The organism is Rhizobium sp. PvP014 (assembly GCF_017876855.1).
Taxonomy (GTDB): domain Bacteria; phylum Pseudomonadota; class Alphaproteobacteria; order Rhizobiales; family Rhizobiaceae; genus Neorhizobium; species Neorhizobium soli.
In genome coordinates this window covers 3231778-3253234 of record NZ_JAGIOT010000002.1, presented here as the reverse complement: position 1 = coordinate 3253234, position 21457 = coordinate 3231778, and the positions used below count along the sequence as shown (strand labels likewise).

Below are 21457 nucleotides of genomic sequence, written 5' to 3'. Positions count from 1 at the left end.
TTGATTTTTGGCGGATTGTGCACCGCGATAGCAGCTTCATCAAGCGACATCGCTGCGCGCGCCGACGGCCTTTCGAAATAACAACAAAGTGAAGGGTCAGGCTGCCTTTTGCGACAGAAACAGAATGCCGTGGATGGGTTTGCCGGCATCCATGCGAATGGTCGTGCGCTCGACGGCGATCAGATCAAAGCCGTAATGCGCGAGCAGGCCTCCGATATAGACTTCCGAGTGGGCGTAACGGAGCGAATCCTTGAGCACAAACGTCTCGTCCTCGCCCGCATCTTCCACCGAGAAGGCGAACAGACCGGCCGATGCCAGAAGCTCGGTCACGAGCGGAAAGACGGTTTCGAGCGAGCCGAGATACATCAGCACATCGGCTGCCGAAACAAGGTCGGCGCGATGGGGTGGAAGCGTGTCGAACAGGCCGGACTGTGCTGCCTCAAGGCTGAGGTCCGATTGGCTCAAGTGATCATAGAGGTGTTTTTCCGCAGCCTTGGCCAGCATGTTGGCGGACAGGTCGAACCCTTCGAGGCGCCCTGCCCGGTCGCGGATCTCGGCGCCGAACAGGCCGGTGCCGCAGCCGAGATCGACCACGGTCGCAAACGGCCCATGGGGCGCAACCAGCGTGCCAAGCTTTTGCGGGACCGAGTAGTTGAGCTTTTCCACCAGTGACGTATCGAACCTGTCGGCATAGTCGTCGAACAGGCCCTCCACATAGCGGCTGGGCGGCTGGTCCGGGACATCGCCGGCGCCGATCAGCGCGAGCCGCAGGCTGGCGCCGAAGATATCGTCCGGCTGCAGTTCGAGCGCGCGGCGATAGGCGTCGGCGGCATTAGCAAGTGCCGCCTTGTCGCGGTATTCGCCGAGCCTGAACCATCCGGCGGCCCAGGTGGGGACGAGCTCAAGTGCCTGCTCCATCAGTTCCGCCGCTGCGGAGAAATCCTGTCCCTCGGCCAGCATGCGGGCATAATCCGCACGGCGGTCGGCAATGACGTCACCGGAAGAGAACTGGATCGCGCTCATGGCGTGACGGCTTTCACTGGAGTTACGGCGGGAGTTGCGGCGGGCATTTCGGCGACGGTGGAGTTGCGTCATCTCGCCATTCCCCTCGCCCCTCCTGTCACCCGGGCCACAAAAAAACTCAAGTTGTATTTGAGAGGCTAGTGAAGCGTGCCTATGTGACAGGTTGCGGGACTGTTCCCGCAAGGCTATGGCAATCCCAAACCAATTTTCCAACGGTGGAGACGATCGACGATGGCGGATGGCGTGAACAGGTTCCTCGGCGATTCGATCGGCCGCACGATCATTAAGCTGATCGTCGTCTGCCTGATCGTCGGCTTCGTGCTGGCGTTTTTCGGCTTCACGCCGGACAATATCGTCGACACCATCCGCTACTATTTCCTCGACCTCTGGTACAACGGTTTCCAGGCACTGGGACGCGTCGGAGACTATCTTCTGCTCGGCGCGATCATCGTCGTGCCCGTTTTCATCGTGCTGCGCCTTCTGAGCATTCGCCGCTGAATGTCGATGGTGTCTCTCCCCTCCCGCCGCACGTTTCTGGTGCTCGCCGGCACCGGCCTTCTGCTTGCCGGCTGCTCCACCACATCTGTCATGACGCCGACGCCTGGTTCTGTCGACGAGACGGAAGCAGCGCTTCCGCTCGTCAACAAGCTGCGCCAGGCCCAGGGCCTTTCGCCGCTTGGCCTCGACAGGCCGGCCCAGCAAGCAGCCGGACGGCAGGCCGTCAGAATGGCGAAGGCGAAAGAGATGAAGCACCTGATCGGCTTCGGCGACGATTTCGGCGACCGGATGCGAAAGAGCGAGGTGGCGCTGCCAGCCGCCGAAAACATCGCGACCGGACAGCACACTGTCGGCGAAGCTGTTCAGGCCTGGATCGATTCGCCGAAACACCTGCGCAACATGCTGGGCAGCTACAAGAGCCTCGGCGTTGCCGCCGCCCGCGCAAGCGACGGACGGCTTTACTGGGCGATGGTACTTTCCAACTGATCTAGAGGCTTTTGGCCGCCCACTGGTCGAGATGCGTGTCGCGCAGTTCGCGGATCGATGTGGCCTTTTCCTGGTCAAGCAGAGATGACAGGCCGCGGACGATCGCGGATGGCAGGCCCGGTCCTTCATAGACCATGCAGGAATAGACCTGAACGAGATCGGCTCCGGCGCGGATCTTTTCGAGCGCTTGCGCCGCACTTCCCACACCGCCGACGCCGATGATCGGCAGATCCTTGCCGACCCGCTGGCGCATCTTGGCAAGCACGGTCGTGGAGCGTGAAAACAGCGGCGCGCCGGAAAGGCCGCCCGCTTCTTTCGCCTGGGTCTGGTTGCGCAGACCGTCACGCGCCAGTGTCGTGTTGGAGACGATCAGACCATCCAGAGCATGGGACGTAGCTTCTGCCGCGACGTCGTCCATTCCCTCTTCGGTCAGATCCGGCGCGATTTTCAGGAAGATCGGCACGGAACGGCCATGGCGGGTCGCCTCTTCGTCACGCACGGACAGGATTGCCTCGAGCAGTGCCTTCAGACTGTCGCGCGCCTGCAGGTCGCGCAGGCCGGGCGTGTTGGGCGACGAGATATTGGCTGTGAAATAGGTGGCAAGGCCGTAGAATTTGCGGATACCGGCGACGTAATCGGCGATACGGTCCTGCGCATCCTTGTTGGCACCGATATTGACGCCCACGATGCCGCTTGCGCCTCTACGGGCCGAAAGTCGCTGGAACGCCGCCTCGTGGCCCTCGTTGTTGAAGCCGAGCCGGTTGATGATGCCGCGATCCTCGACCAGCCGGAAAATGCGCGGCTTGTCGTTGCCGGCCTGCGGCTTCGGCGTGACGGTTCCGATTTCGGTGAAGCCGAAGCCGAGCTTCAGGACCGCATCCGGCACTTCGGCATTCTTGTCATAGCCGGCGGCAAGCCCGATCGGGTTTTCGAAGCGGATGCCGGCGATCGTCTGGGCGAGCCGCGGATCGGCCTTGAGGCTGCAGGCCGGCACGACACCGCTTTTCAGCGCCGCGACCGACAGGCCGTGAGCTTTTTCCGGATCGAAGACGAACAGACTGCGCGACGCCAGCGCCGAAAACGGCCGCATCACTGTTCCGATCATGGCATTTTCTCCGGAAAGGCATGCTGGCCGTCAACGCCGATCAAAAGCGGCATTTCCCAGAGCACGGCTGAAAACGGCAGGAAGCCATATAGGTGGGGGAAAAGATCGCCGCCGCGCGAGGGTTCGAATTTCAGGGCATCGCCCAGAACCAGCGTGTTGACGGCGACCAGCATCAGGCCCGTCAGGCCGGCGAAATGCCGCTTGGCCGTTTCGCGCGCCTGGGACCCGGTGGAGAAATGGATGTAGCCGTCGCGCAGGTCGATTTCCGCACCTTCGAAGCGACCAGTCTCCTTGGCCTTGCGCCAAAGTGAATCGGGTACAATCTTGTAGACGATATCGGGCATCACGAACTCCCATAGTCCGGCTCTGATCTATGATCGGCACCGTTTGCCGCAAAGGGCGTTGATTGTCCATGGTGCAATGAGGAGGAAGGATCATGAAAAGGATCACTGCGACACGAGTCTTTGTAACCGTTGCGCTCTCGACGCAGGTGCTTTCGCTGCCGGCTCAAGCGCAAGACGACCGGCGGTTCCAGCTGGAGCGGACCGAACAGGGGATCGTTCGGCTGGATACGCAAACCGGCGCGATGTCGCTGTGCAACGACACCGACGGAGAACTGGTCTGCCGCATGGCACCGGACGAGCGGGCCGCCTATGAAAAGGAACTGGATCTGCTCGAAAAACGCGTAACCGCGCTGGAACAGCGTCTTGCCGATCGCCCCAAGACCTTTCCTGATGACGATGCTGTCGACCGGTCGCTCTCGATCATCGAGCGGTTCATGCGCGGCGTCATGTCGATGGTACGGGAATTTGGCGGCGAGCCGCAACCGGACAGGACCTGAGTCATGCTATTTTGCAGACTTGTGTCGCGCCACACTCGGCGCTACACATTAGGTATTACAGGGAAAGCACGACTATGCCTTTGGGAGGGGGCGTGGACATGCAGACACTCAACATCATCATCGCCGACGACCATCCGCTTTTCCGCGGTGCGCTGAAACAGGCGATACAAGGCGTTGCCGACGAAATTGTCATCGTCGAAGCGGGCGACTTCGATGCGGCAAGAAGAGCGGCGCAAGACAATCCCGAAACCGATCTCATGCTGCTCGACCTTGCCATGCCGGGCGTGAGCGGATTTGCGGGCCTGACGTCGCTCAGGTCGGCCTTTCCGGCGCTACCGGTGATCATCGTTTCAGCCACGGACGATCGCAGCACGATCAGGCGGGCGCTCGATCTGGGCGCTTCCGGCTTCATTTCCAAATCCTGCGGGCTTGACGATATCAGGGCCGGAATACAGGCCGTGCTGGAAGGCGATATCTGGGTGCCGAAAGGCGAGACATCGCAGAGCGAGGAAGACGCCGCAAGATCAGACATTCTCGACCGTCTGCGGACGCTGACGCCCCAGCAGCACCGGGTTCTGTCGATGCTTGGCGAAGGCCTGCTCAACAAGCAGATCGCCTACGAGCTGGGCGTCTCGGAGGCGACCATCAAGGCGCATGTCTCGGCTATTCTTTTGAAGCTGAACGTCGATAGTCGCACCCAAGCCGTCATCAAGCTCGGCCGGCTCAACATGGCCATGGTGGCGTAGGATAGCAGCAAAGGATTTTATTCCTTTTCTGCTTTACGAAATCCCCCTGCTGGGCTAAATTCTGCGACGAGCAAGCGGAGATCGCTCATCTCCGGGCGGCGGCCTTGAGGGCCGGTATCCTTGACGCTTGCATCCAACGGGACTGATCGGCAATGGCAGGCGGAAGGCGGCAACGGCTGTTTCCTCTTGTGCCGGGGGCAGGGACGACGATGCTGTCACATGAGACGATATGGATCGCGATCGACACGCTGGCTGAGCGTCATCAGCTGTCGCCGTCCGGGCTTGCCCGACGCGCAGGACTGGATCCAACCTCGTTCAACAAGTCGAAACGGCTTGGCCCCGATGGACGGCTGCGATGGCCCTCGACGGAATCGATTGCCAAAGTTCTGGAAGCGACCGGCGCAACGGTCGATCAGTTCATGAGCTATCTGCCGCATGCGATGGGCAGGTCGCAACTTCCCGACGGCAATTTTCCCTCCCAGAACGGCACGATCCCGCTCCTCGGCTTTGCCCAGGCCGGCTCCGGCGGCTTTTTCGACGATGGCGGTTTTCCTGCCGGACAGGGCTGGGATGTGGTGGAATTTCCCGTCGATCCCGCCCGAAAAGCCGGTGTCTACGCGCTCGAGGTCCAGGGCGATTCCATGATGCCGCTCTATCGGGACGGCGACGTGCTGATCGTCGAGCCCGGCGCACAGGTTCGGCGTGGCGACCGCGTGGTGTTGAAAACCCGCGAGGGCGAGGTGATGGCGAAAGTTCTGGCGCGCCAGAGCGCGCGCCTGATCGAGCTTCTGTCGCTCAACCCCGAACACGCGAACCGTTCCTTCGACACGGCCGATGTGGAATGGATGGCGCGGATCATCTGGGCGAGCCAGTAAGCCGCGTTGCATTCAGCGTCTCTTGAGAAAAAATTCCTCTGTCTCAATAGAGGCCGTTCGGGAAATAGCGCAGGTAGAGTTCCTGCAGGCGGCCGTTGCGCGACAATTCGGCCAGCGCCTGATCAAAGGCGGCGGCAAGGGTCGGATCGTTTCTGCGGACCATGATGGTCAGGCCCTCGCCTAGAAATTTCTGCGACAGGTAGGGGCCGTCGAACAGGCTGCAGCAGGTCTCCGATGCCTCGCTTGCGACCCAGAAAGGCAGGCGAAGGCCATCAGCAAAGACTGCATCCACTTGTCTCTCCTTCAGCGCTGCCAGCATTTCCTCGTAACTGTCGAACGGCTTTTGCGTGAGCTTCGGGAAGAACGCTCTTAGCATCGCCTCATGCGCCGTTCCCTTGACGACACCGACCGGACGATCGCTGAGGTCCGATACCGTGGTCGCAGCCAGTGTCGCCGCGTTGTTGCGGGCAAACCTTGCCGGGATACCGAGATAGGGCCTGGAAAACAGAAAGCGCTGCCGCAGCGACGGAGTTGCGGCGACCGCTGCCATCACGGCCTCCCCGCCCCCGTCTTCCAGGGTCTTTTCGAGATCCGCGAAGGGCATGGCCTGAATCTGGCACTTTGCCTCGATCTTCAGGACCGAGCAAATCTCGCGGGCGAGATCGATGTTGAAGCCTGACAGCCGGCCAGATTGATCTGCGAAATTGAAAGGGGGGAAATCGACAGTCGTCAGGATGCGCACGCGCAGGATTGTCGACAGATCCTGGCGCTCCACGCGTTCTCGTGCGTCAAACATCAGCGGAAGCTGGGTCGCCGGGGTAGAAGGCGGAGCGGTGGAGGCCGCAAGTGCCTGCGTTGCGGACAGAAGTCCGTATATCACCACCACCAAGAGCTGCATAAACTTGAAAACACCACTGCTTTTTAGGGATGTAATCAGGTATCGCATCTTTATGATCCGTGTGGGGCAATAGGGGTTCGTCTGCGGACGGTGTAGCAGCAACATGCGCTCAGAGGAACATGCTTCGCAGCCGACCTATCACGACGAAACGGGGGCGCCGCCGACCGACGAGATCGAGTCCGGGCAATTGCTCGACTTTCGTCCCGGCATCCAGGTCGAGCTGACAGCGCTTGCGGCCCTCGGTTTCTCGAAACCGTTGATCGCCAAGCTGGCTGGCCTCTCCAGGCAAAACGGGACGACGGTCGAGGCCGAGCTTCTGGCATGCGGCGACGTGAGGGAAGACGCCTATTACGGTGCCATCGCCCGTCTGCTGCGACTTCCCTTCGTCTCGTCGCTCGATCCCGCGCTTGTCGTTATCCTGCCCTCGACCGACGCCCAGCTGACACGCCCGACCATGGTGAGGATCGCCCATCGCAACAAGGCGCAGGAAATCGCCATCGTGCCGGAGGCGGCGCGACTTTCGCAGATTGCGGCAACGCTTGCGACCCTGCCTCTTGTGGGCCGCGATCTCGTCATCACCACGCCGAGCGCCATTCGCGAATCCGTCTGGAAAGCCGATGCAGCGCGCCGCATCCGCGAGACCACGAATACCCTGTTCGAGCAGAGACCCCTGCTGTCGGCCCGCGTTGTGCTCGCAGGCCACCAGGGCTTTTACGGTGGGTCGTTTCTGACGACCCTTGCCTGTCTCCTGCTGATTGCACCGATCGATACGCTGCTTGCGCTGCATATCGTCCTGTCGCTCACCTATTTCTCGACGCTTTGTCTGCGGCTTTCGGCGATGATCCGGCAAACGTTGGTGGCACCTGAACGCGTGCCAGTCGCTCCACCGTTCGGGCCGCTGCCGCACTACACCATTCTCGTCGCGCTCTACCGCGAAGAGGCCATGGCCGAGCAGTTGGTCGCAAGCCTCAAGCGGCTGGACTGGCCCGCATCTCTGCTCGACATCAAGTTCGTATGCGAAATCGACGACCGGCAGACGATCGAAGCCTTGAAGGCGCTTGAGCCTGGCCCGCAGTTCGAGATCGTCGAGGTACCGGCCTATGGTCCGCGGACGAAGCCAAAGGCTCTCACCTATGCGCTGAAAGGTGCGCGCGGCGAATTCACGGCAATCTACGACGCCGAGGACAGGCCGCACCCGCTACAACTCCGCGAGGCGTACCGGCGGTTTCGCGCGGCACCATCCGAACTTGCCTGCCTGCAGGCACCACTGATCATCACCAACGCCCGGGAAAGCTGGTTGAGCGCGTTGTTTTCGCTCGAATATGCAGCGCTGTTTCGCGGCCTTTTGCCGATGCTCGGGAGAATGAACATGCCGCTTCCACTCGGCGGCACGTCCAACCATTTCCGCACCAGCGCGCTGATCGCAGCCGGCGGATGGGATCCGTACAACGTGACGGAAGACGCCGATCTTGGCATGCGGCTCTACCGGCTCGGCTTTACCGCCGACGTGATGCGGCACCAGACGCTGGAGGACGCGCCTTTATCGATCAAGGTGTGGACGTCGCAGAGAAGCCGCTGGTTCAAGGGCTGGCTGCAAACCTGGCTGGTGCTGATGCGCGACCCGGCGCGGCTGATCGGCGAAATCGGCATCAAGCCTTTCTGCGTGATCCAATTGCTGGTGGGCGGCATGCTTTTGTCATCGCTGCTGCATCCGCTGATCCTCGTCTTTCTCGGCGTCGGCTTCTCGGCAATGCTGCGGGCGCCGATCGACACGCTGCCGCTTGAGGTCGTCGGCCTGTTCGCGATCGACTTCACCAATATCCTCGGCAGCTATCTCATCTTCCTCGGCCTCGGCATCGGATCGATGACCGACCACGAAAAGCGCCTCGTCGGCCGCCGCTGGGTTGCCGTGCCGCTCTACTGGATGATGACATCCTTCGCCGCCTGGAAGGCGCTACGGGAACTCAGGACAAAGCCCTTCCACTGGAGCAAGACACCCCACATGCCGCGCCGGAAGGAGAGCTGATCGGGTGGGGGATTGGAGCGGGTGAAGGGAATCGAACCCTCGTATTCAGCTTGGGAAGCTTCGAGAACAATCAGGAAAATCAAGCCAGCGTTTCACGAGGCAGAGACCCCGTTGACTTCCAGTCGGCGGGGTTTTCGACCCGGCCGGCGTTCTCGCCTCATGCGAACCGCAGATACTCGAAGCTCGCAAGCCCACCAGGACGAGCGCGCTAGCAGTTTTGCTAGTCGATCGCATTTCGCTTCACCGCAATGGTTCACAGCGAAAGGGAGATAACGATGCACAAAATGAAGCCAGAAGACATTCCCGCGTTCGTCGAGGAAGTAGCCGCGACCGGCTGCAACATTACAGGGATTGCCGGCGTCGGCTATATAATCGGCGATGCCGATTTTCCAGATGGTCAGCTTGAAGAAGTCATGCCGCAGCTTTCCGCAATTACGGAAGCCTACGGTAAACGCGATCACCTTCTCGAGGAGATCACAGAATATCTCGTTTCGATCGGTCGGAGCTATCCCCCGCCTGAGGTGCACTAGCAGTCATTACAGCCGAATAGACTGCGTTCTCGTTGCCAAGCAGCAAGCCTTCAGATGTAAAACAACTGTTGAACCGTTCGCTGAACGGAGATCCGTTGGCCTGCAGTCGGTGAACCTGATCCGTTACAACCCGCGGGAGGATAAGATGGCGCGCGCCTTTTCAAGGTCGGCCGGCGTGTCGACACCGAGCGGCACCGATGCGACGATCTCAGCATCGATGCGCATGCCCGCTTCGAGTGCCCGCAACTGCTCGAGCGATTCGCGCTTTTCGAGCACCGAAGGGCCGAGCGCCACGAATTTCTCGAGTGCAGTGCGGCGGTAGGCGTAAAGCCCGATGTGGTGATAAAGCGGCCCGTTGCCATAAGGGGCCGTGGCGCGGGTAAAGTAGAGCGCCTTAAGCCGTGTATCCGAGAGAGGCGATCCGACGATCTTGACCACGTTCGGATTGGTGTTCTCATGCTCGTCGGTGATTTCGACCGTCAGCGTGGCGATATCCGTCTGCGGGCTGTCCAGCAGCGGTTTGAGCGAGGCGCGCACGACGTCGGCTTCCACGGTCGGCAGGTCGCCCTGCACGTTGATGACGTATTCCACCTTGCCATCGGGGTCCGCCTTGGTCAGCGCTTCGAAGATGCGATCGGAACCCGACTGGTGGTCTTCGCGGGTCATGACCACCTCGAAACCTGCGGCTTTCACCACATCAAAGACGTCGTGATGATCAACGGCAACGACGATGCGACCGACATTTGCCTCTTCGGCGCGCTTTGCGACCTGCACGATCATGGGCAGGCCGGCGATGTCTGCCAGCGGCTTGCCGGGAAGGCGCGTTGACGCCATTCGTGCTGGAATGAGGACGAGCGTTCGGTCGAAAGCCGTGTAAGTCATCGAAAAACCTTCTAATTCAACCTGCGCCGTGGGAGTGACGTCATATTGTTTACGTTCTTCAACGAGTCGCGAATGCTTCAACAGTCATCAGACCAGCTTACTTCCAACTAACGTTGATTAGACGACCGAAGTTGTAAAAGACGCCACGCGACTTCTACAGTGATTTCGCTCACCCGTCATATCTTGCTAGGCGACTCCTGCCCGTAAAAGATCATGGAAATGCACGATCCCAATCGGCTGATTGTCGTCGTTGACAACAAGCAGTGCGCCAATGCTGTACTCGTTAAGAATCGCCATAGCGGCGGTAGCAAGCATGTCTTTCGGCACCGTCTTCGGGTTGCGCGTCATAACATCTTCCACGCACATCTCTGACAGATTGCTATCGAGATGCCGCGCAAGATCTCCGTCAGTCACAACACCTTGGAGGCGACCAGAGTTGTCCACTACGCCGACGCAGCCGAAGCGCTTACGCGATAGTTCGTGGATAGCATCCACCATAGACATCCCCACCTTGACCAAGGGGAGACGATCGCCGATGTGCATGAGGTCCGCGACGTGAGATAGCATAGCCCCGAGTTTGCCACCGGGATGATAAACCCTGAAGTCAACGGCTGAAAATCCACGAGCCTCAAGCAACGCCACGGCGAGAGCGTCACCTATAGCCAACTGCATCAGCGTTGACGTAGTCGGCGCCAAACCATGGGGACAGGCTTCAGTTGCCTTTGGCAACAACAGCACAATCTCAGATCCGCGTGACAGGGCAGAGTTCTCTCCGGATGTGAGTGCAATCAGTGGAACGGAAAAACGACGAGTGTAAGCAACGATACCCTGCAACTCCGCCGTCTCACCACTCCAGGAAAGCGCCAGCACTACATCCCTTGGGGTAATCATGCCTAGATCGCCGTGATTTGCTTCGACCGGATGTACGAAGAAGGACGGCGTTCCAGTGGATGCAAGGCTCGCTGCGATCTTACGGCCGATATGGCCACTCTTACCAATGCCGGTTATGATTAACCGGCCATCAATACGACCTACTAGCTCTGTCGTCTTACGAAACGCTTCGCCGAGGCCCCCACGCATAGCGTCGGTCAAAGCTTCTAACCCCTGCTTGCCAAATGAAAGGGTTCGATGCGCGGAGTCAATGACGTCGTATTCTTCTACTCGCACAGCGGGCGTCGTCATACCGTATCCTTCAGTTCCGAAACAATTAGCTTGTAAGCTGCAGTTATTCTCAAGACTTTGCGATGGCGTCGAAGGCCAGCAGCTTTTCCAGAAGCCGCGGCATGTCCTTCAGGTAGACCATGTTCGGACCGTCAGACGGTGCGTTGTCAGGATCTTCGTGGGTTTCGATGAAGACGCCGGCAACACCGACTGCGACGGCTGCACGGGCAAGCGTTTCGACAAACTCGCGCTGGCCGCCGGAAGAGCCGCCCTGGCCGCCTGGCTGCTGGACGGAATGGGTTGCGTCAAAAATAACAGGGCTTCCGAGCGACGCCATGATCGGCAGCGAACGCATGTCGGAAACGAGAGTGTTGTAGCCGAACGACGCACCGCGCTCGCAGAGCATCACATTGGGATTGCCGCTTTCGAGGAACTTCGCCTGAACATTCTTCATGTCCCAGGGTGCCAGGAACTGCCCCTTCTTGACGTTGATCGCGCAACCCGTCTTTGCAGCCGCGACCAGCAAGTCGGTCTGACGCGACAGGAAGGCGGGGATCTGCAGGATATCGATCGTGTCGGCCACGAGGCCGCACTGCTCTTCCGTGTGGATGTCGGTCAGAACCGGAAAGCCGTATTCCTTCTTGAGATCGGCAAAGATTGCCATCGCGTTGTCCAGGCCGATGCCGCGCTTGCCGGAGATCGACGTGCGGTTGGCCTTGTCGAAGGAGGATTTGTAGACGAGGCCGATGCCGAGCTTCTTGCAGAGTTCGACAAGCGTGCCGGCGATCATGAACGCATGATCACGGCTTTCCATCTGACAGGGACCGGCAATCAGCGAGAGCTTTGCCGTGTTTGAGAAAACGACTTTCGAACTCCCCTCGCCCACGGACACTTCAGAATTGGCGGAGACTGTCATTTCACTATTCCTCGAAACCGAAAACCACACCTTGCCCCGGGGCTGCCGACACGATCACGCGGCCATCCCTGCGGATGAATGCGACGTCATTAGCAGCAAGGGTGATCTCTGTCACGGCGAGAAACGCTCAGTGGCAGTTGACGAAATATATTGGATCCGCGCGACGCATCCTTTCGGCAAAGGTGCGACTGACACGCTCGTCGACGTTGAATCGGGTTCGCATGATCTGACGCGAGATCTAAGGGCCTTGGTGTCAGCCTCAGTAAAGCCTCTGTAGGTACCCATCACAGAATCTCACGAGGACAGCATGGCTAGAAACAAGTTCACCCTCGTAATGCTGATCATTGCAGTTAACCTCCTCACCAGCTGCCAAGCGGACCTCAGTCCTATCACTGCAGGTATCGACATGCGTGATTTGTCAGAAAATAGAATGGCAGAGAGAGGTGAGCGCCCTTCCCGGCACGACGAACGTCCGGTGGCCCAGTTGTCTCCTGCGAGGCCAGTAGAGGAAGAGGACGCACGATCGTCAGACTGCGAAGCAAATACAGTCGATTCTCTCCTGGCGTCCGATACATCGCCAGTCAAGATTACCTGTTCAGTCAAGCTCCCTGCTGGTGCAGTGGTCACCCGCCAGGTTCTCTTTGAGGGGGATGCATCAAGCGGAAGCACATTGGATTGCAATGGCGGGCGGCTGGAAGGAGACGGGCCGAAGGGTGACGGTGGAGCGGTACTAGTGAAATCTAAACAGCAGGGAGGAAAGTGGTCTCGACCCAGCAGCGTGACCGTCACAAACTGCGAGATTACAGGTGGTGTCCGGATCTACGGTCTTGGACGAAACGGCGAAGCCGAAAACGTGAAGGAATCATCCCTGAACCGAAACCATACTGCGTTTGCTCAGTCGGCGGCTCCGACGAACATTACCTTCGACCGAGTACGCATCAAGAGTTCGGGGACGGCTCCATTTTATGTCAGTCCTGGAGCGACTAAAGTATCGCTGATCAACTCCAGGATAGAAGGTAAGTCACGAGTCACCGCAATCTACCTGGATGCCGAATCGGCGAGCAATAGGATACTGAACAACACATTCGATATCGCTACGGCGGGCCGTGAGATCATTGCTGTAGACGGCTCTGCGGATAATGAGATCTCCGGCAACACATTCAACACAGCCCTCAACGGCGGGGTATTCCTCTACCGAAACTGTGGAGAGGGCGGAACGATCAGACATCAAGCTCCTCAGCATAATCGCATCGAAGGCAACGTCTTCAAAATGGGCGGCGGCAAAAGTCCCGCGGTCTGGCTAAACTCACGAAACGGAAACCGATCGTACTGCTTCATCGACCCGTCGCATCCATTCGGGAGCAGCTTGACCTCAAAGGATCTTGCGCAAGATAACATTGTCGAAAATAACAAGATCGGCGGAGCTGGAGATGAGGCAATCCGCAACGATGATCCTTCGAACAAGGTCAGCAGAAATAGCCATTAGCTCGTCCGACTTTCGACTGCCATTTTTATGTCGCCGCGCTGACGACAGGCGTCTTTTGACGTTCAGTCGGCGGGGTATCTTAAACGCTATCTGACGCGACAACGTGCTCACAACACCCGATCTCAGGAGGATCTGCCGAATCGCTCAAGGGACAACCGCCAGATCGATGATTAAAGCTGATTAATCCGCTAAGCGTGTGTCCATGATCACGTCGCGTGCACCATACCGCTTCTTTGAGACTGCTCCAGTCGTCGTGCGGGTTGTCCTCCTTCCTGACAAAACTTCGCCATTGGCAGGTCTTTCAGTTCCCAAAACTTGGGTGTAATCGTGCCACGCATAGCTTCCAGCCGATCGGACTTCCGCGTGAATCCTCTAAAAATACATTTACGAGTTGTATTCGCTTTCATCATACGTGAAATCGCTACGCGATACGGCACGAAAGCTGGCGGCTACATATGGGCGTTCGTCCAGCCCATAGCTTTTATTGCAATCATGGGAGCACTCATGGGATCGGTCGGCCGGATGCCAGCGATGGGAGAGAGCTTCATACTGTTCTACTCAACCGGATACATGGCATTCAACATGTTTCGAGCCATGGAAGACTACCTAACGTCGTCCATAAGCGCCAACCGGGCGTTATTAACCTACCCGGTCGTCGCACCAATCGACGCTGTTGTCGGTCGGTTCGTTTTGGAAGCCCTGACATCAATTTTAGTCGCGGCAGTAATCATTGGCTCCGCATACCATTATGCCGGGCACACCTCGCCAATAATCTGGCGTGATGTTTTCGAAGCAATTGCATTTGCCTGGGCATTCGCAATAGGCGTCGCGATGACGAACATGGTTCTTTTCTTCCACTATCCGCTTTACGCAAAATTCTACGCGATCGTCTCTCGTCCACTGTTTCTGCTATCTGGCATTTTCTATGTACCATCCGCGATGCCTGAGCCCTTTAGCACGTACCTCCTATATAACCCGATTACACATATCGTGATTCTTTTCCGAGAGGGTTTCTACGGTGAGTCTCCCGTGAGTGGTCTCGACATGTCGTTCGTCCTGGAGACATCGGGAGCGGCGCTAGCGTTGGGGTTCATACTATTTACGTTCTTCAACGTGTCCCGACTTCGCGAAAAGTAGACGTCCCGGGTCCGCCGGCACTTTCAAGGTTTGGTGAACCGGACGTTGTGAAATTGTCATTCGGGATCTCACCGGCTCTGTACCTTACAAGCCAACGGCAAGAAATCTTGTGGCCTGACTATCGAGATACTGCTACTCGATAGCGCTGTGGAAACGGATGCCTATCAAGAACAATCATGATCGATTACGTCGTCGACTACATAGAAGAAGCCATCAAGCAAGGTAGGCATAAACGCGTCGTGAAAGCTGTGCTCTGGACTGGGCGTGGCCTGTCTACTGCGATGGGATTAAACCACGTAAACGACTTGGTCCTACAGGGGATAATTTTACAGGCAGAACAGGATGGAGACCGCCAAGAAGCAGAAGCCGCGCTGCTTGAGTACGCCAGTAAGTTCGGCCTGAAGTGGTCGATGTTGAGCCGATACAAGACTGAGAAAATGCAGGAGTCAGCTCGTGTGCTAGTTGCCTCCGGTCTTTTGCGTAGCGACCAACAGCAGCTACTTGATGCACATATTCTTTTTAGAGACGGCAACGCTGCGGCCGCTTTGGAAGCGCTCTCAGAAACCACGAGTGAAAACTACAATATCCGATATGCTGCAATGTCTCTAAAGCGGTCGATTTATCACTCGCAACAAATGCCGGCCAAAGTCGCAGAGGTAATGACTGACTTCATCAGAACCGAACCTGACGGTATCTTAATCAGTGCGTCCATCACGGCCGCCGCCGCTGCGGAAACAGCTCAGCGTGAAGATCTTTTCGTTATAGCGACGTCTCGGATACTCGATGATGTTATTAAGATTCGAACGGATCGAGATCTCTTTAAGCGGTATTGGAAAGATGCGGCAATCGGAGCGGCGTCGACATTCGACTTGTCGTCAGCAAGATCTATTGCTGAAAGTGCTCAAGCTCTTTTACTAAAAGCACAAAAGGTTGTCGACGAATATTCAGAACTCATAGCGGACCTTGCTCCTTGCATGGGCGCAATCGAACAGGCTCGGCTGGACATGTTAGTTCGCTGCGGCAGAAGCTCCCCTAGCAGACACGACGGCCAGGCTGTCGTTGTTATTCCAGGAGCTGCGGTACGGTCCAACATTATCGATTATCCGGGGTTTCGCGCAGACATTCGCTTTTGCTTGAAGCAAATTATAGCGACCCTCGAACAAGCGAAAATTCCATACACCGTGAAGAGTCGGATAAAAACTCATGGCGAGTTGGACTTTGATGTCCCTTTCTTTTCGTACCATACCATTTCAAACAGCCCACGGGGACTTCACTTCAAAGAGACTGACCGCCGTGGTCTCTTCAGTTTCGATACGTCTGGCTATGCCGGCTGGTCATCCTTCTCATCAACGGGACCAGCAGACTGGGTCGAAGAAGGGATCAGTCAGAGTGACGCCGATAGCTTCTTCGAACGTGACCGAATTGCCTTTCTCACGTCTCGCCTCTCGAAATATGAGCAAGTTGATTCCGACAGCGAACTTCCAGATGCGTTCATCTTCGTTGCACTGCAAATTCTTGGCGATGCCGTTCAAAGCCTAGCCTACAGCACGCCATTCAAGATGCTGGAAGAGGTGATCACTGTAGCTAAGCGTAGGAATCTAGCAGTCGTTGTGAAACGCCATCCCTCCTGCAAATCGCCTGAAATTGCAATGTTCCTCCAGCAGGTTGCCAATGATATCGTGCTCGTAACCGGGAACATTCACGACGTGATACCCAAAGCGGTTGCCGTCTGCGTCATCAACTCTGGCGTGGGTGCTGAGGCCCTGACTTATGAAAAGCCTGTTTATGTGTTCGGCCGCGCTGATTATATGCCGGCGTGCTTTGTGTGCAAGCACGCTGGAGACTTTGCTGCCCAATTCGAAGCCGGTAAGGGACGCCTTTCACCCAAGGAGTTTCGGCTTTTCTGGTACGCTTACCGACGCAAGTTCGCGTGTGACGTTACAGACAAGGGCAAAGCCGCCCGGTGGATATCAGATCGTGTTTATAAGCACCTTAGTGACAATCAATAAACACAGACATGTTATGATACTGTCGAGTCGGGTGCATATCTAACGCTGGCCGATCCTTTCGCCTCGACGCGATTGACCTGAGACCCAATCTCCCTCCAGTTTTCGGGAGAGTCTTGGATTTTTAATCTGGCCTCATGCGGCCTGTTTTTCCATGGCCATTTTCATTGCGAATTCGCTGGGGGTGATATTGCCCAGCGACGAGTGCGGTCTGTTTCTGTTGTAATCCTCCTTCCATGCAGTGATTGCGGCGCGGGCCTGAGCGAGCGACGAGAACAGCGTCTCGTTCAGGCACTCGTCGCGGAAGCTGCCGTTGAAGCTTTCGACGAAGCCGTTTTGCATCGGCTTGCCGGGGGCGATGTAATGCCATTCGACCTTGCTCTCCTGGCACCATTTGAGGATGGCCATGCTGGTCATCTCCGTCCCGTTGTCCGAGACAATCGTCCTCGGTTTTCCGCGTCTGGCGATGAGACTATCCAGTTCACGGGCAAGCCTTGCGCCTGACAGGGATGTATCGGCGACCAGGCATAGGCATTCGCGGGTGAAGTCGTCAACGACGGCCAGGACCCGAAAGCGGCGACCGTCGGTGAAGGCATCGCTGACGAAGTCCAGGCTCCAGCGCTCATTGGGACGCGAGGGCAGAGCCAGAGGACGCCTTGTCCCCAAGGCTCGCTTCCGGCCGCCGCGCTTGCGCACCGTCAGCTTCTCCTCCCGATAAAGACGCCGAAGCTTCTTCAGGTTCATGACGATCCCCTGCCGGTCGAGCATGACGTGGATACGGCGATAACCGAAGCGGCGTCGTTCAGATGCCACCTTCTTCATCGCCTCACGAATGGCCGCATCGTCAGGCCGCACGCTGCGATATCGCATGCTCGACCGATCCACCGACAGAACCTCGCACGCCCGACGCTGGCTCACCCCATGCTGCGCACAGACATGAGCCACCGCATCCCGCTTCACATCGGGCGTCACCATTTTTTTGCAGCGACATCCTTCAGGATCGCATTGTCCAGCATGGCTTCGGCGAGCAGTTTCTTCAGCTTGGCATTCTCGTCCTCAAGCGCCTTCAGCTTGCGCGCATCGGACACGTCCATGCCGCCATACTTCGCCTTGTATTTGTAGAAGGTTGCGTCCGAGATGCCGTGCTTGCGGCAGACGTCCGCCGTCTTCGCGCCCGCCTCCTGCTCCTTCAATATCCCGATGATCTGTTCTTCCGTGAACCGTGAACGCTTCATTCGTCCGTCTCCTTGATGTGACGGACTCTACCAAAATCTGGAGGAAGGTCAGGGGCTCAGGTCACCTTGCGCCTGCCTCAATTCGTCGACCTGCCGCTGCTGATCCTGAAACCGCTGGTCATAGTTTGCCCAGACGCGCTCATGTTCTGCCCTCGGCACCAGCCCGTCGCGGATGTCCTTTATGGCCCCCTCCGTTCGCTGGCGGTCCTCCTGACTACGAGCTGTCCGCCACTCCATCTCTTTCTGCGTGACCATGGCGGAGACGATCGTCGACAGGCTGTCCTTTGTCTCGATCGACCGCATGCGCATGTCCTCGCGCATAGTGGTGATGTTGTCCTTGATTGGCTGCAACGCCATGAAGCCGAGACCGCCCAAGACAGTGATCGTCACCGAGCAGAAGCCAATGATGATCGGCCACTGTGTCTTTGAACCGCCGCGGATGTCATCGATTAGGCTCCGGATCTGAGATCCTATCTCGGAGAACCCTTGCTTCATCCGTGTATCCAAGTCGCCGATCTGCCGGGACTGATTATCGACGCGCTCGCCGAGCTGCGCGTATTTCGCTTCCGGATCAAAGCTGCCGTTTGGCATGTCGTTTCTCCCAGTCATTCGTTTTTAGGCCTCTGGCATTTTCGCGCGATAGCGGGTGTTGACTCATGTCAAAGATTTAGAACATCGTGAGAACGAAAACGCCGCATGACGTCGGCATCACCATCCTTATCGAAGGCGAACACGTGCACCGTGCGCGAGCGAGAACCCGTGTCCGAACGACAGACGAAACCTGCTATGCCGCTTCCAACGCTCCAAGACTATCGCGCCGAGACCATTGAGATGGTCTGCACCCCCTGCGCGCGCCAGGGCGTTTTCAGCCACAAGAGCTTGGTCAAGAAGTTCGGAGCGAACGCGGAGTTCGTTCAGATCCGGCGTGTGCTGGCGATGAGGTGCGAGCACGCCGGAACCGAGAGATGCAGGGCTAGATTTCCTTGCCTTCTGCAAGCACACACCCTCGGGGAGCCACGCCGATGAGCGACGAGACCAGGACTGTCTTAAGTGGACCGACGAAGCTTTACGTCCACTGGTGCAGCGTCCCCTCATGCCGGGAGTGGGGCGGCTTTGGCTTCTCAAGCAATCGCGGAGAGCCGCAATGGTGGTGCTGGGAGCATTACCCGCACAAACCGAACCAGGCGCACAGCGAAGCGGCCGAGATTGCAGAGATGCTGCGTTGAACGCCGGCTACAACGACCAACAGAGTAAGTGAGAGTATCATGGCGAAATCAGAGACAAGCGCAGGCTTCAATGCCTGGTGGAACTTGCTTTCAGACGAAACCAAGAAGGGGATCGATCGCCGCGTGGCGTGGATGGCATTCGTAGCAGGATCCAGACACCGAATGTACCCCCCGAAAAACACCTATCGTTTTCGGGCTGGTCGTTGGATCGTCACAGTGACGGCCGAGACATACGAAGACGCGCGGGCAAAGGCTGCCGAGAAGCTGGACCAGCGTGCGGAAAAGCTAGGGGCCACGCCACCGCCAAGCGGATGGCCTCTAACGAAGATTGCAGGTTCGCATAAGGATCTTGGCTAGAATCATAGCGGCGCCTGGATCGCTTTGTCGTGCTGTCGGCACTGATCCTTCGACCAGATGGACGCGGCGCAGAGAGAGGCCACCGTGCGCCCGATCTTGCGCTTGTCGGCCGACGTCAGCCCGCGAGCTCCGATTAGGTCCGTGCCGACCACCCGCTTAAGGCCGTCGGCACTTGCCGGAGCTGCTGTCGAACACCCCGCCAGCGTCGAAGCACTCATCAAAGCTGCTGCGAGCACGATCAGACGCATCACCTGCTTCATTGTTCTGCCTTTCGATTGAGTTGCGCTCGCCAACGCCGCCGGCGTTGTAGAGCCACGTGGGAAAACCGCTACGCGGAGAAATACCGCAAAGTGAGAGACAAGGCTGGAGTTCCTTCGAACATCTTGTCGATGGACTCGCGCGCAGGCGCGGTTTCAGAAACCGTCGAGGCCACCGGGTCGCTGGAGCTTGCCAGCAGTCTCGCGACGCACTCGACAACGAAGATGACCAAAAAGTACAGCCGCGGCGACGGGCTTGAGACGAGCCGCAAAATAGCCGAAGCACGAAACGCGAACCGCGCCAGTGTAACGGCGGTGAAACAGTGAAACGCCATTTCCTGTAAGTAATTGAAACGTCTGGAGCGGGTGAAGGGAATCGAACCCTCGTATTCAGCTTGGGAAGCTGCTGCTCTACCATTGAGCTACACCCGCGTCGGGGGAAGGTTTCCAACAATGGGCCGTGTCTGTCAAGGTCGCCGGGGTGGAAGCGTCCGGGGGCGGCTTTCTAGCTGCGGAAATGCTTGGAGAGTTTGAGGCCCTGCGCCTGATAGTTCGAGCCGAGGCCGGAGCCGTAGAGGCCCTGGGGTTCTTCCAGCATGTGTTCGTAGACGAGGCGACCGACGATCTGGCCGTCTTCGAGGATGAACGGGACCTCGTGGCTGCGCACCTCCAGGACTGCGCGGCTGCCGCGGCCGCCGGCGGCTTCGTGGCCGAAGCCGGGGTCGAAGAAGCCGGCGTAATGGACGCGGAATTCGCCGACCAGCGGGTCGAACGGTGTCATTTCGGCTGCATAAAGCGGTGGCACATGGACGGCCTCGCGCGAGACGAGGATGTAGAATTCGTCCGGATCGAGGATCAGTTCGTTGCGGCCGCGGCTGTGGATCGGCTCCCAGAAATCGAACAGATCGTGCTGGGCCTTCTTGTCGACATCGACGACGGCCGTGTGGTGCTTGCCGCGATAGCCGATCAGGCCATCCTTGTCGCCGGCAAGATCGATCGACAGCGCTATGCCGCCGCCGGATATGTTCGGCTGCGCGGCGGCAACCAGCGTTTCGGCTTCATGCAGCGCCAACAGCTCCGGCTCCTGGAGAAGGGCGTTGCCGATCCGGAAGCGGATCTGCGACAGGCGCGAGCCCTGGCGCACGACGATCGGGAAGGTGCGTGGCGAGATTTCCAGATAGAGCGGGCCGCAATAGCCTGAAGGGATCTTGTCGAACTCCTGGGCGCGATCGGTGATGACGCGGGTAAAGATATCGAGGCGGCCGGTGGAGCTTTTCGGATTGGCCGAAGCCGACATCTCGGCCGGCAGATCGAGGCTTTCCATCAGCGGCACGATATAGACGCAGCCGGTTTCGAGGACGGCGCTTTCGGAGAGATCGATGACGTGCAGGCTGAGGCGCTCAAGCTTGTCGGACACGAGACTCATCGGCCCCGGCATGAACGAGGCGCGCACGCGAAACGCCTTCTGGCCCAAGCGCAGATCAAGGCTTGCCGGCTGGATCTGGTCCTGATCAAGCGCCCTCTCGGACTTCAGCCGTCCTTGTTCGAAGAGCGCCGCAATGGCGCGGTCCGCCAGAATTCCCGTTTCGCGAGCCATCATGTCTCTTTCAGATTTTGGGGCCGACAAAACCAAATGCGGACCATTGACGCAAGCGGAAGCGAGGCGTAAGGCAGCTTTATCCCGTGGTGATTTGGCCGGTCGGCTTGCAGCCACGTTAAACAAGTGGCTAAAAAGACCGGGTTGAAAACCGGTCTGCGATTGCGGC

The 21457-nt window shown here is 58.2% G+C and carries 22 protein-coding genes, 1 tRNA gene and 1 riboswitch; of the genes, 11 read left to right on the top strand and 12 right to left on the bottom strand.

Translation table 11 applies throughout. The features are described from left to right. Nucleotides 1-96: 96 nt before the first annotated feature. Nucleotides 97-1023: a methyltransferase gene (locus tag J3A65_RS20325; protein ID WP_209903648.1), complete on the bottom strand. Its 927-nt coding sequence runs from the start codon at nt 1021-1023 to the stop codon at nt 97-99. A 231-nt stretch (nt 1024-1254) separates the two neighbouring features. On the opposite strand from J3A65_RS20325, the gene J3A65_RS20320 reads away from it, so the two are divergent. Beyond that, entirely contained in the window at nt 1255-1521 is a 267-nt protein-coding gene (locus J3A65_RS20320) for a DUF6460 domain-containing protein (RefSeq protein WP_062453898.1), read from the top strand. Continuing rightward, nucleotides 1522-2007 (top strand): CAP domain-containing protein, encoded by a 486-nt coding sequence (locus J3A65_RS20315; protein WP_175487290.1) that lies wholly within the window; start codon nt 1522-1524, stop codon nt 2005-2007. Nucleotide 2008: 1 nt separating this feature from the next. Here J3A65_RS20315 and J3A65_RS20310 read toward each other — a convergent pair whose 3' ends face one another. Then, complete coding sequence (locus J3A65_RS20310; RefSeq protein WP_113165334.1) at nt 2009-3112, bottom strand: quinone-dependent dihydroorotate dehydrogenase; 1104 nt, start codon at nt 3110-3112, stop codon at nt 2009-2011. Continuing rightward, nucleotides 3109-3456, bottom strand: a complete 348-nt coding sequence (locus tag J3A65_RS20305) for a DUF952 domain-containing protein (RefSeq protein ID WP_062453901.1) — start codon at nt 3454-3456, stop codon at nt 3109-3111. Before J3A65_RS20305 ends, J3A65_RS20310 begins: the two co-directional genes overlap by 4 nt. Nucleotides 3457-3548: 92 nt before the next feature. Here J3A65_RS20305 and J3A65_RS20300 point away from each other — a divergent pair, with 92 nt between their 5' ends. The 3 genes from J3A65_RS20300 (at nt 3549) to J3A65_RS20290 (ending at nt 5574) form a co-directional block, all read left to right on the top strand. After that, nucleotides 3549-3953 (top strand): hypothetical protein, encoded by a 405-nt coding sequence (locus J3A65_RS20300; RefSeq protein WP_092663642.1) that lies wholly within the window; start codon nt 3549-3551, stop codon nt 3951-3953. A 98-nt stretch (nt 3954-4051) separates the two neighbouring features. Beyond that, nucleotides 4052-4699 carry a response regulator transcription factor gene (locus tag J3A65_RS20295; protein WP_209903081.1) on the top strand — a complete coding sequence of 216 codons (648 nt, stop codon included), beginning with the start codon at nt 4052-4054 and terminating at the stop codon, nt 4697-4699. A gap of 209 nt (nt 4700-4908) precedes the next feature. Then, entirely contained in the window at nt 4909-5574 is a 666-nt protein-coding gene (locus tag J3A65_RS20290) for a helix-turn-helix transcriptional regulator (protein ID WP_062453904.1), read from the top strand. Nucleotides 5575-5617: 43 nt separating this feature from the next. On the opposite strand, the gene J3A65_RS20285 is transcribed toward J3A65_RS20290, so the two are convergent. Then, on the bottom strand, nt 5618-6370 hold the full coding sequence (locus J3A65_RS20285) for a transporter substrate-binding domain-containing protein (RefSeq protein WP_245341725.1): 753 nt from the start codon (nt 6368-6370) through the stop codon (nt 5618-5620). 205 nt (nt 6371-6575) lie between these two features. On the opposite strand from J3A65_RS20285, the gene J3A65_RS20280 reads away from it, so the two are divergent. After that, nucleotides 6576-8498, top strand: a complete 1923-nt coding sequence (locus J3A65_RS20280) for a glycosyltransferase family 2 protein (RefSeq protein ID WP_209903076.1) — start codon at nt 6576-6578, stop codon at nt 8496-8498. A gap of 275 nt (nt 8499-8773) precedes the next feature. Next, nucleotides 8774-9028, top strand: coding sequence for a hypothetical protein (locus tag J3A65_RS20275; protein WP_245341597.1), 255 nt, complete (start codon nt 8774-8776; stop codon nt 9026-9028). A gap of 123 nt (nt 9029-9151) precedes the next feature. On the opposite strand, the gene J3A65_RS20270 is transcribed toward J3A65_RS20275, so the two are convergent. The 3 genes from J3A65_RS20270 to kdsA form a co-directional block, all read right to left on the bottom strand. Then, nucleotides 9152-9910, bottom strand: a complete 759-nt coding sequence (locus tag J3A65_RS20270; RefSeq protein ID WP_209903074.1) for a 3-deoxy-manno-octulosonate cytidylyltransferase — start codon at nt 9908-9910, stop codon at nt 9152-9154. A 186-nt stretch (nt 9911-10096) separates the two neighbouring features. Next, complete coding sequence (locus tag J3A65_RS20265; protein WP_209903072.1) at nt 10097-11092, bottom strand: KpsF/GutQ family sugar-phosphate isomerase; 996 nt, start codon at nt 11090-11092, stop codon at nt 10097-10099. Nucleotides 11093-11141: 49 nt separating this feature from the next. Continuing rightward, the gene (kdsA, locus tag J3A65_RS20260; RefSeq protein ID WP_209903070.1) at nt 11142-11987 is read right to left on the bottom strand and encodes a 3-deoxy-8-phosphooctulonate synthase; all 846 of its coding nucleotides are present in this window, start codon (nt 11985-11987) and stop codon (nt 11142-11144) included. Between the two features lie 307 nt (nt 11988-12294). Between kdsA and J3A65_RS20255 the strand changes: the two genes are divergently transcribed. The 3 genes from J3A65_RS20255 (at nt 12295) to J3A65_RS20245 (ending at nt 16619) form a co-directional block, all read left to right on the top strand. Beyond that, the gene (locus J3A65_RS20255; RefSeq protein ID WP_209903068.1) at nt 12295-13473 is read left to right on the top strand and encodes a right-handed parallel beta-helix repeat-containing protein; all 1179 of its coding nucleotides are present in this window, start codon (nt 12295-12297) and stop codon (nt 13471-13473) included. 363 nt (nt 13474-13836) lie between these two features. Beyond that, nucleotides 13837-14610: an ABC transporter permease gene (locus tag J3A65_RS20250; RefSeq protein ID WP_209903066.1), complete on the top strand. Its 774-nt coding sequence runs from the start codon at nt 13837-13839 to the stop codon at nt 14608-14610. Between the two features lie 176 nt (nt 14611-14786). Then, entirely contained in the window at nt 14787-16619 is a 1833-nt protein-coding gene (locus J3A65_RS20245) for a hypothetical protein (protein ID WP_209903064.1), read from the top strand. Nucleotides 16620-16751: 132 nt separating this feature from the next. Here the strand turns inward: J3A65_RS20245 and J3A65_RS20240 are convergent. The 3 genes from J3A65_RS20240 to J3A65_RS20230 all read right to left on the bottom strand — a co-directional run bounded on the left by J3A65_RS20240 (nt 16752) and on the right by J3A65_RS20230 (nt 19682). Further along, nucleotides 16752-17851 (bottom strand): IS3 family transposase gene (locus J3A65_RS20240; RefSeq protein WP_209899056.1). Its coding sequence is split into 2 segments (ribosomal slippage): nt 16752-17599 and nt 17599-17851, totalling 1101 coding nucleotides; the frame shifts between segments, so codons are not numbered across the junction. A 48-nt stretch (nt 17852-17899) separates the two neighbouring features. Continuing rightward, nucleotides 17900-18442, bottom strand: coding sequence for a hypothetical protein (locus J3A65_RS20235; RefSeq protein WP_209903061.1), 543 nt, complete (start codon nt 18440-18442; stop codon nt 17900-17902). Between the two features lie 994 nt (nt 18443-19436). Further along, complete coding sequence (locus J3A65_RS20230; protein ID WP_209903643.1) at nt 19437-19682, bottom strand: hypothetical protein; 246 nt, start codon at nt 19680-19682, stop codon at nt 19437-19439. A 141-nt stretch (nt 19683-19823) separates the two neighbouring features. Here J3A65_RS20230 and J3A65_RS20225 point away from each other — a divergent pair, with 141 nt between their 5' ends. After that, the gene (locus J3A65_RS20225) at nt 19824-20018 is read left to right on the top strand and encodes a hypothetical protein (protein ID WP_209903059.1); all 195 of its coding nucleotides are present in this window, start codon (nt 19824-19826) and stop codon (nt 20016-20018) included. Between the two features lie 31 nt (nt 20019-20049). On the opposite strand, the gene J3A65_RS20220 is transcribed toward J3A65_RS20225, so the two are convergent. After that, nucleotides 20050-20123: transfer RNA gene (locus tag J3A65_RS20220), tRNA-Gly, on the bottom strand. A 73-nt stretch (nt 20124-20196) separates the two neighbouring features. Further along, nucleotides 20197-21291 carry a 2'-deoxycytidine 5'-triphosphate deaminase gene (locus J3A65_RS20215; RefSeq protein WP_209903056.1) on the bottom strand — a complete coding sequence of 365 codons (1095 nt, stop codon included), beginning with the start codon at nt 21289-21291 and terminating at the stop codon, nt 20197-20199. Nucleotides 21292-21364: 73 nt separating this feature from the next. Beyond that, nucleotides 21365-21443: riboswitch (SAM riboswitch) on the top strand. Nucleotides 21444-21457: the final 14 nt, after the last annotated feature.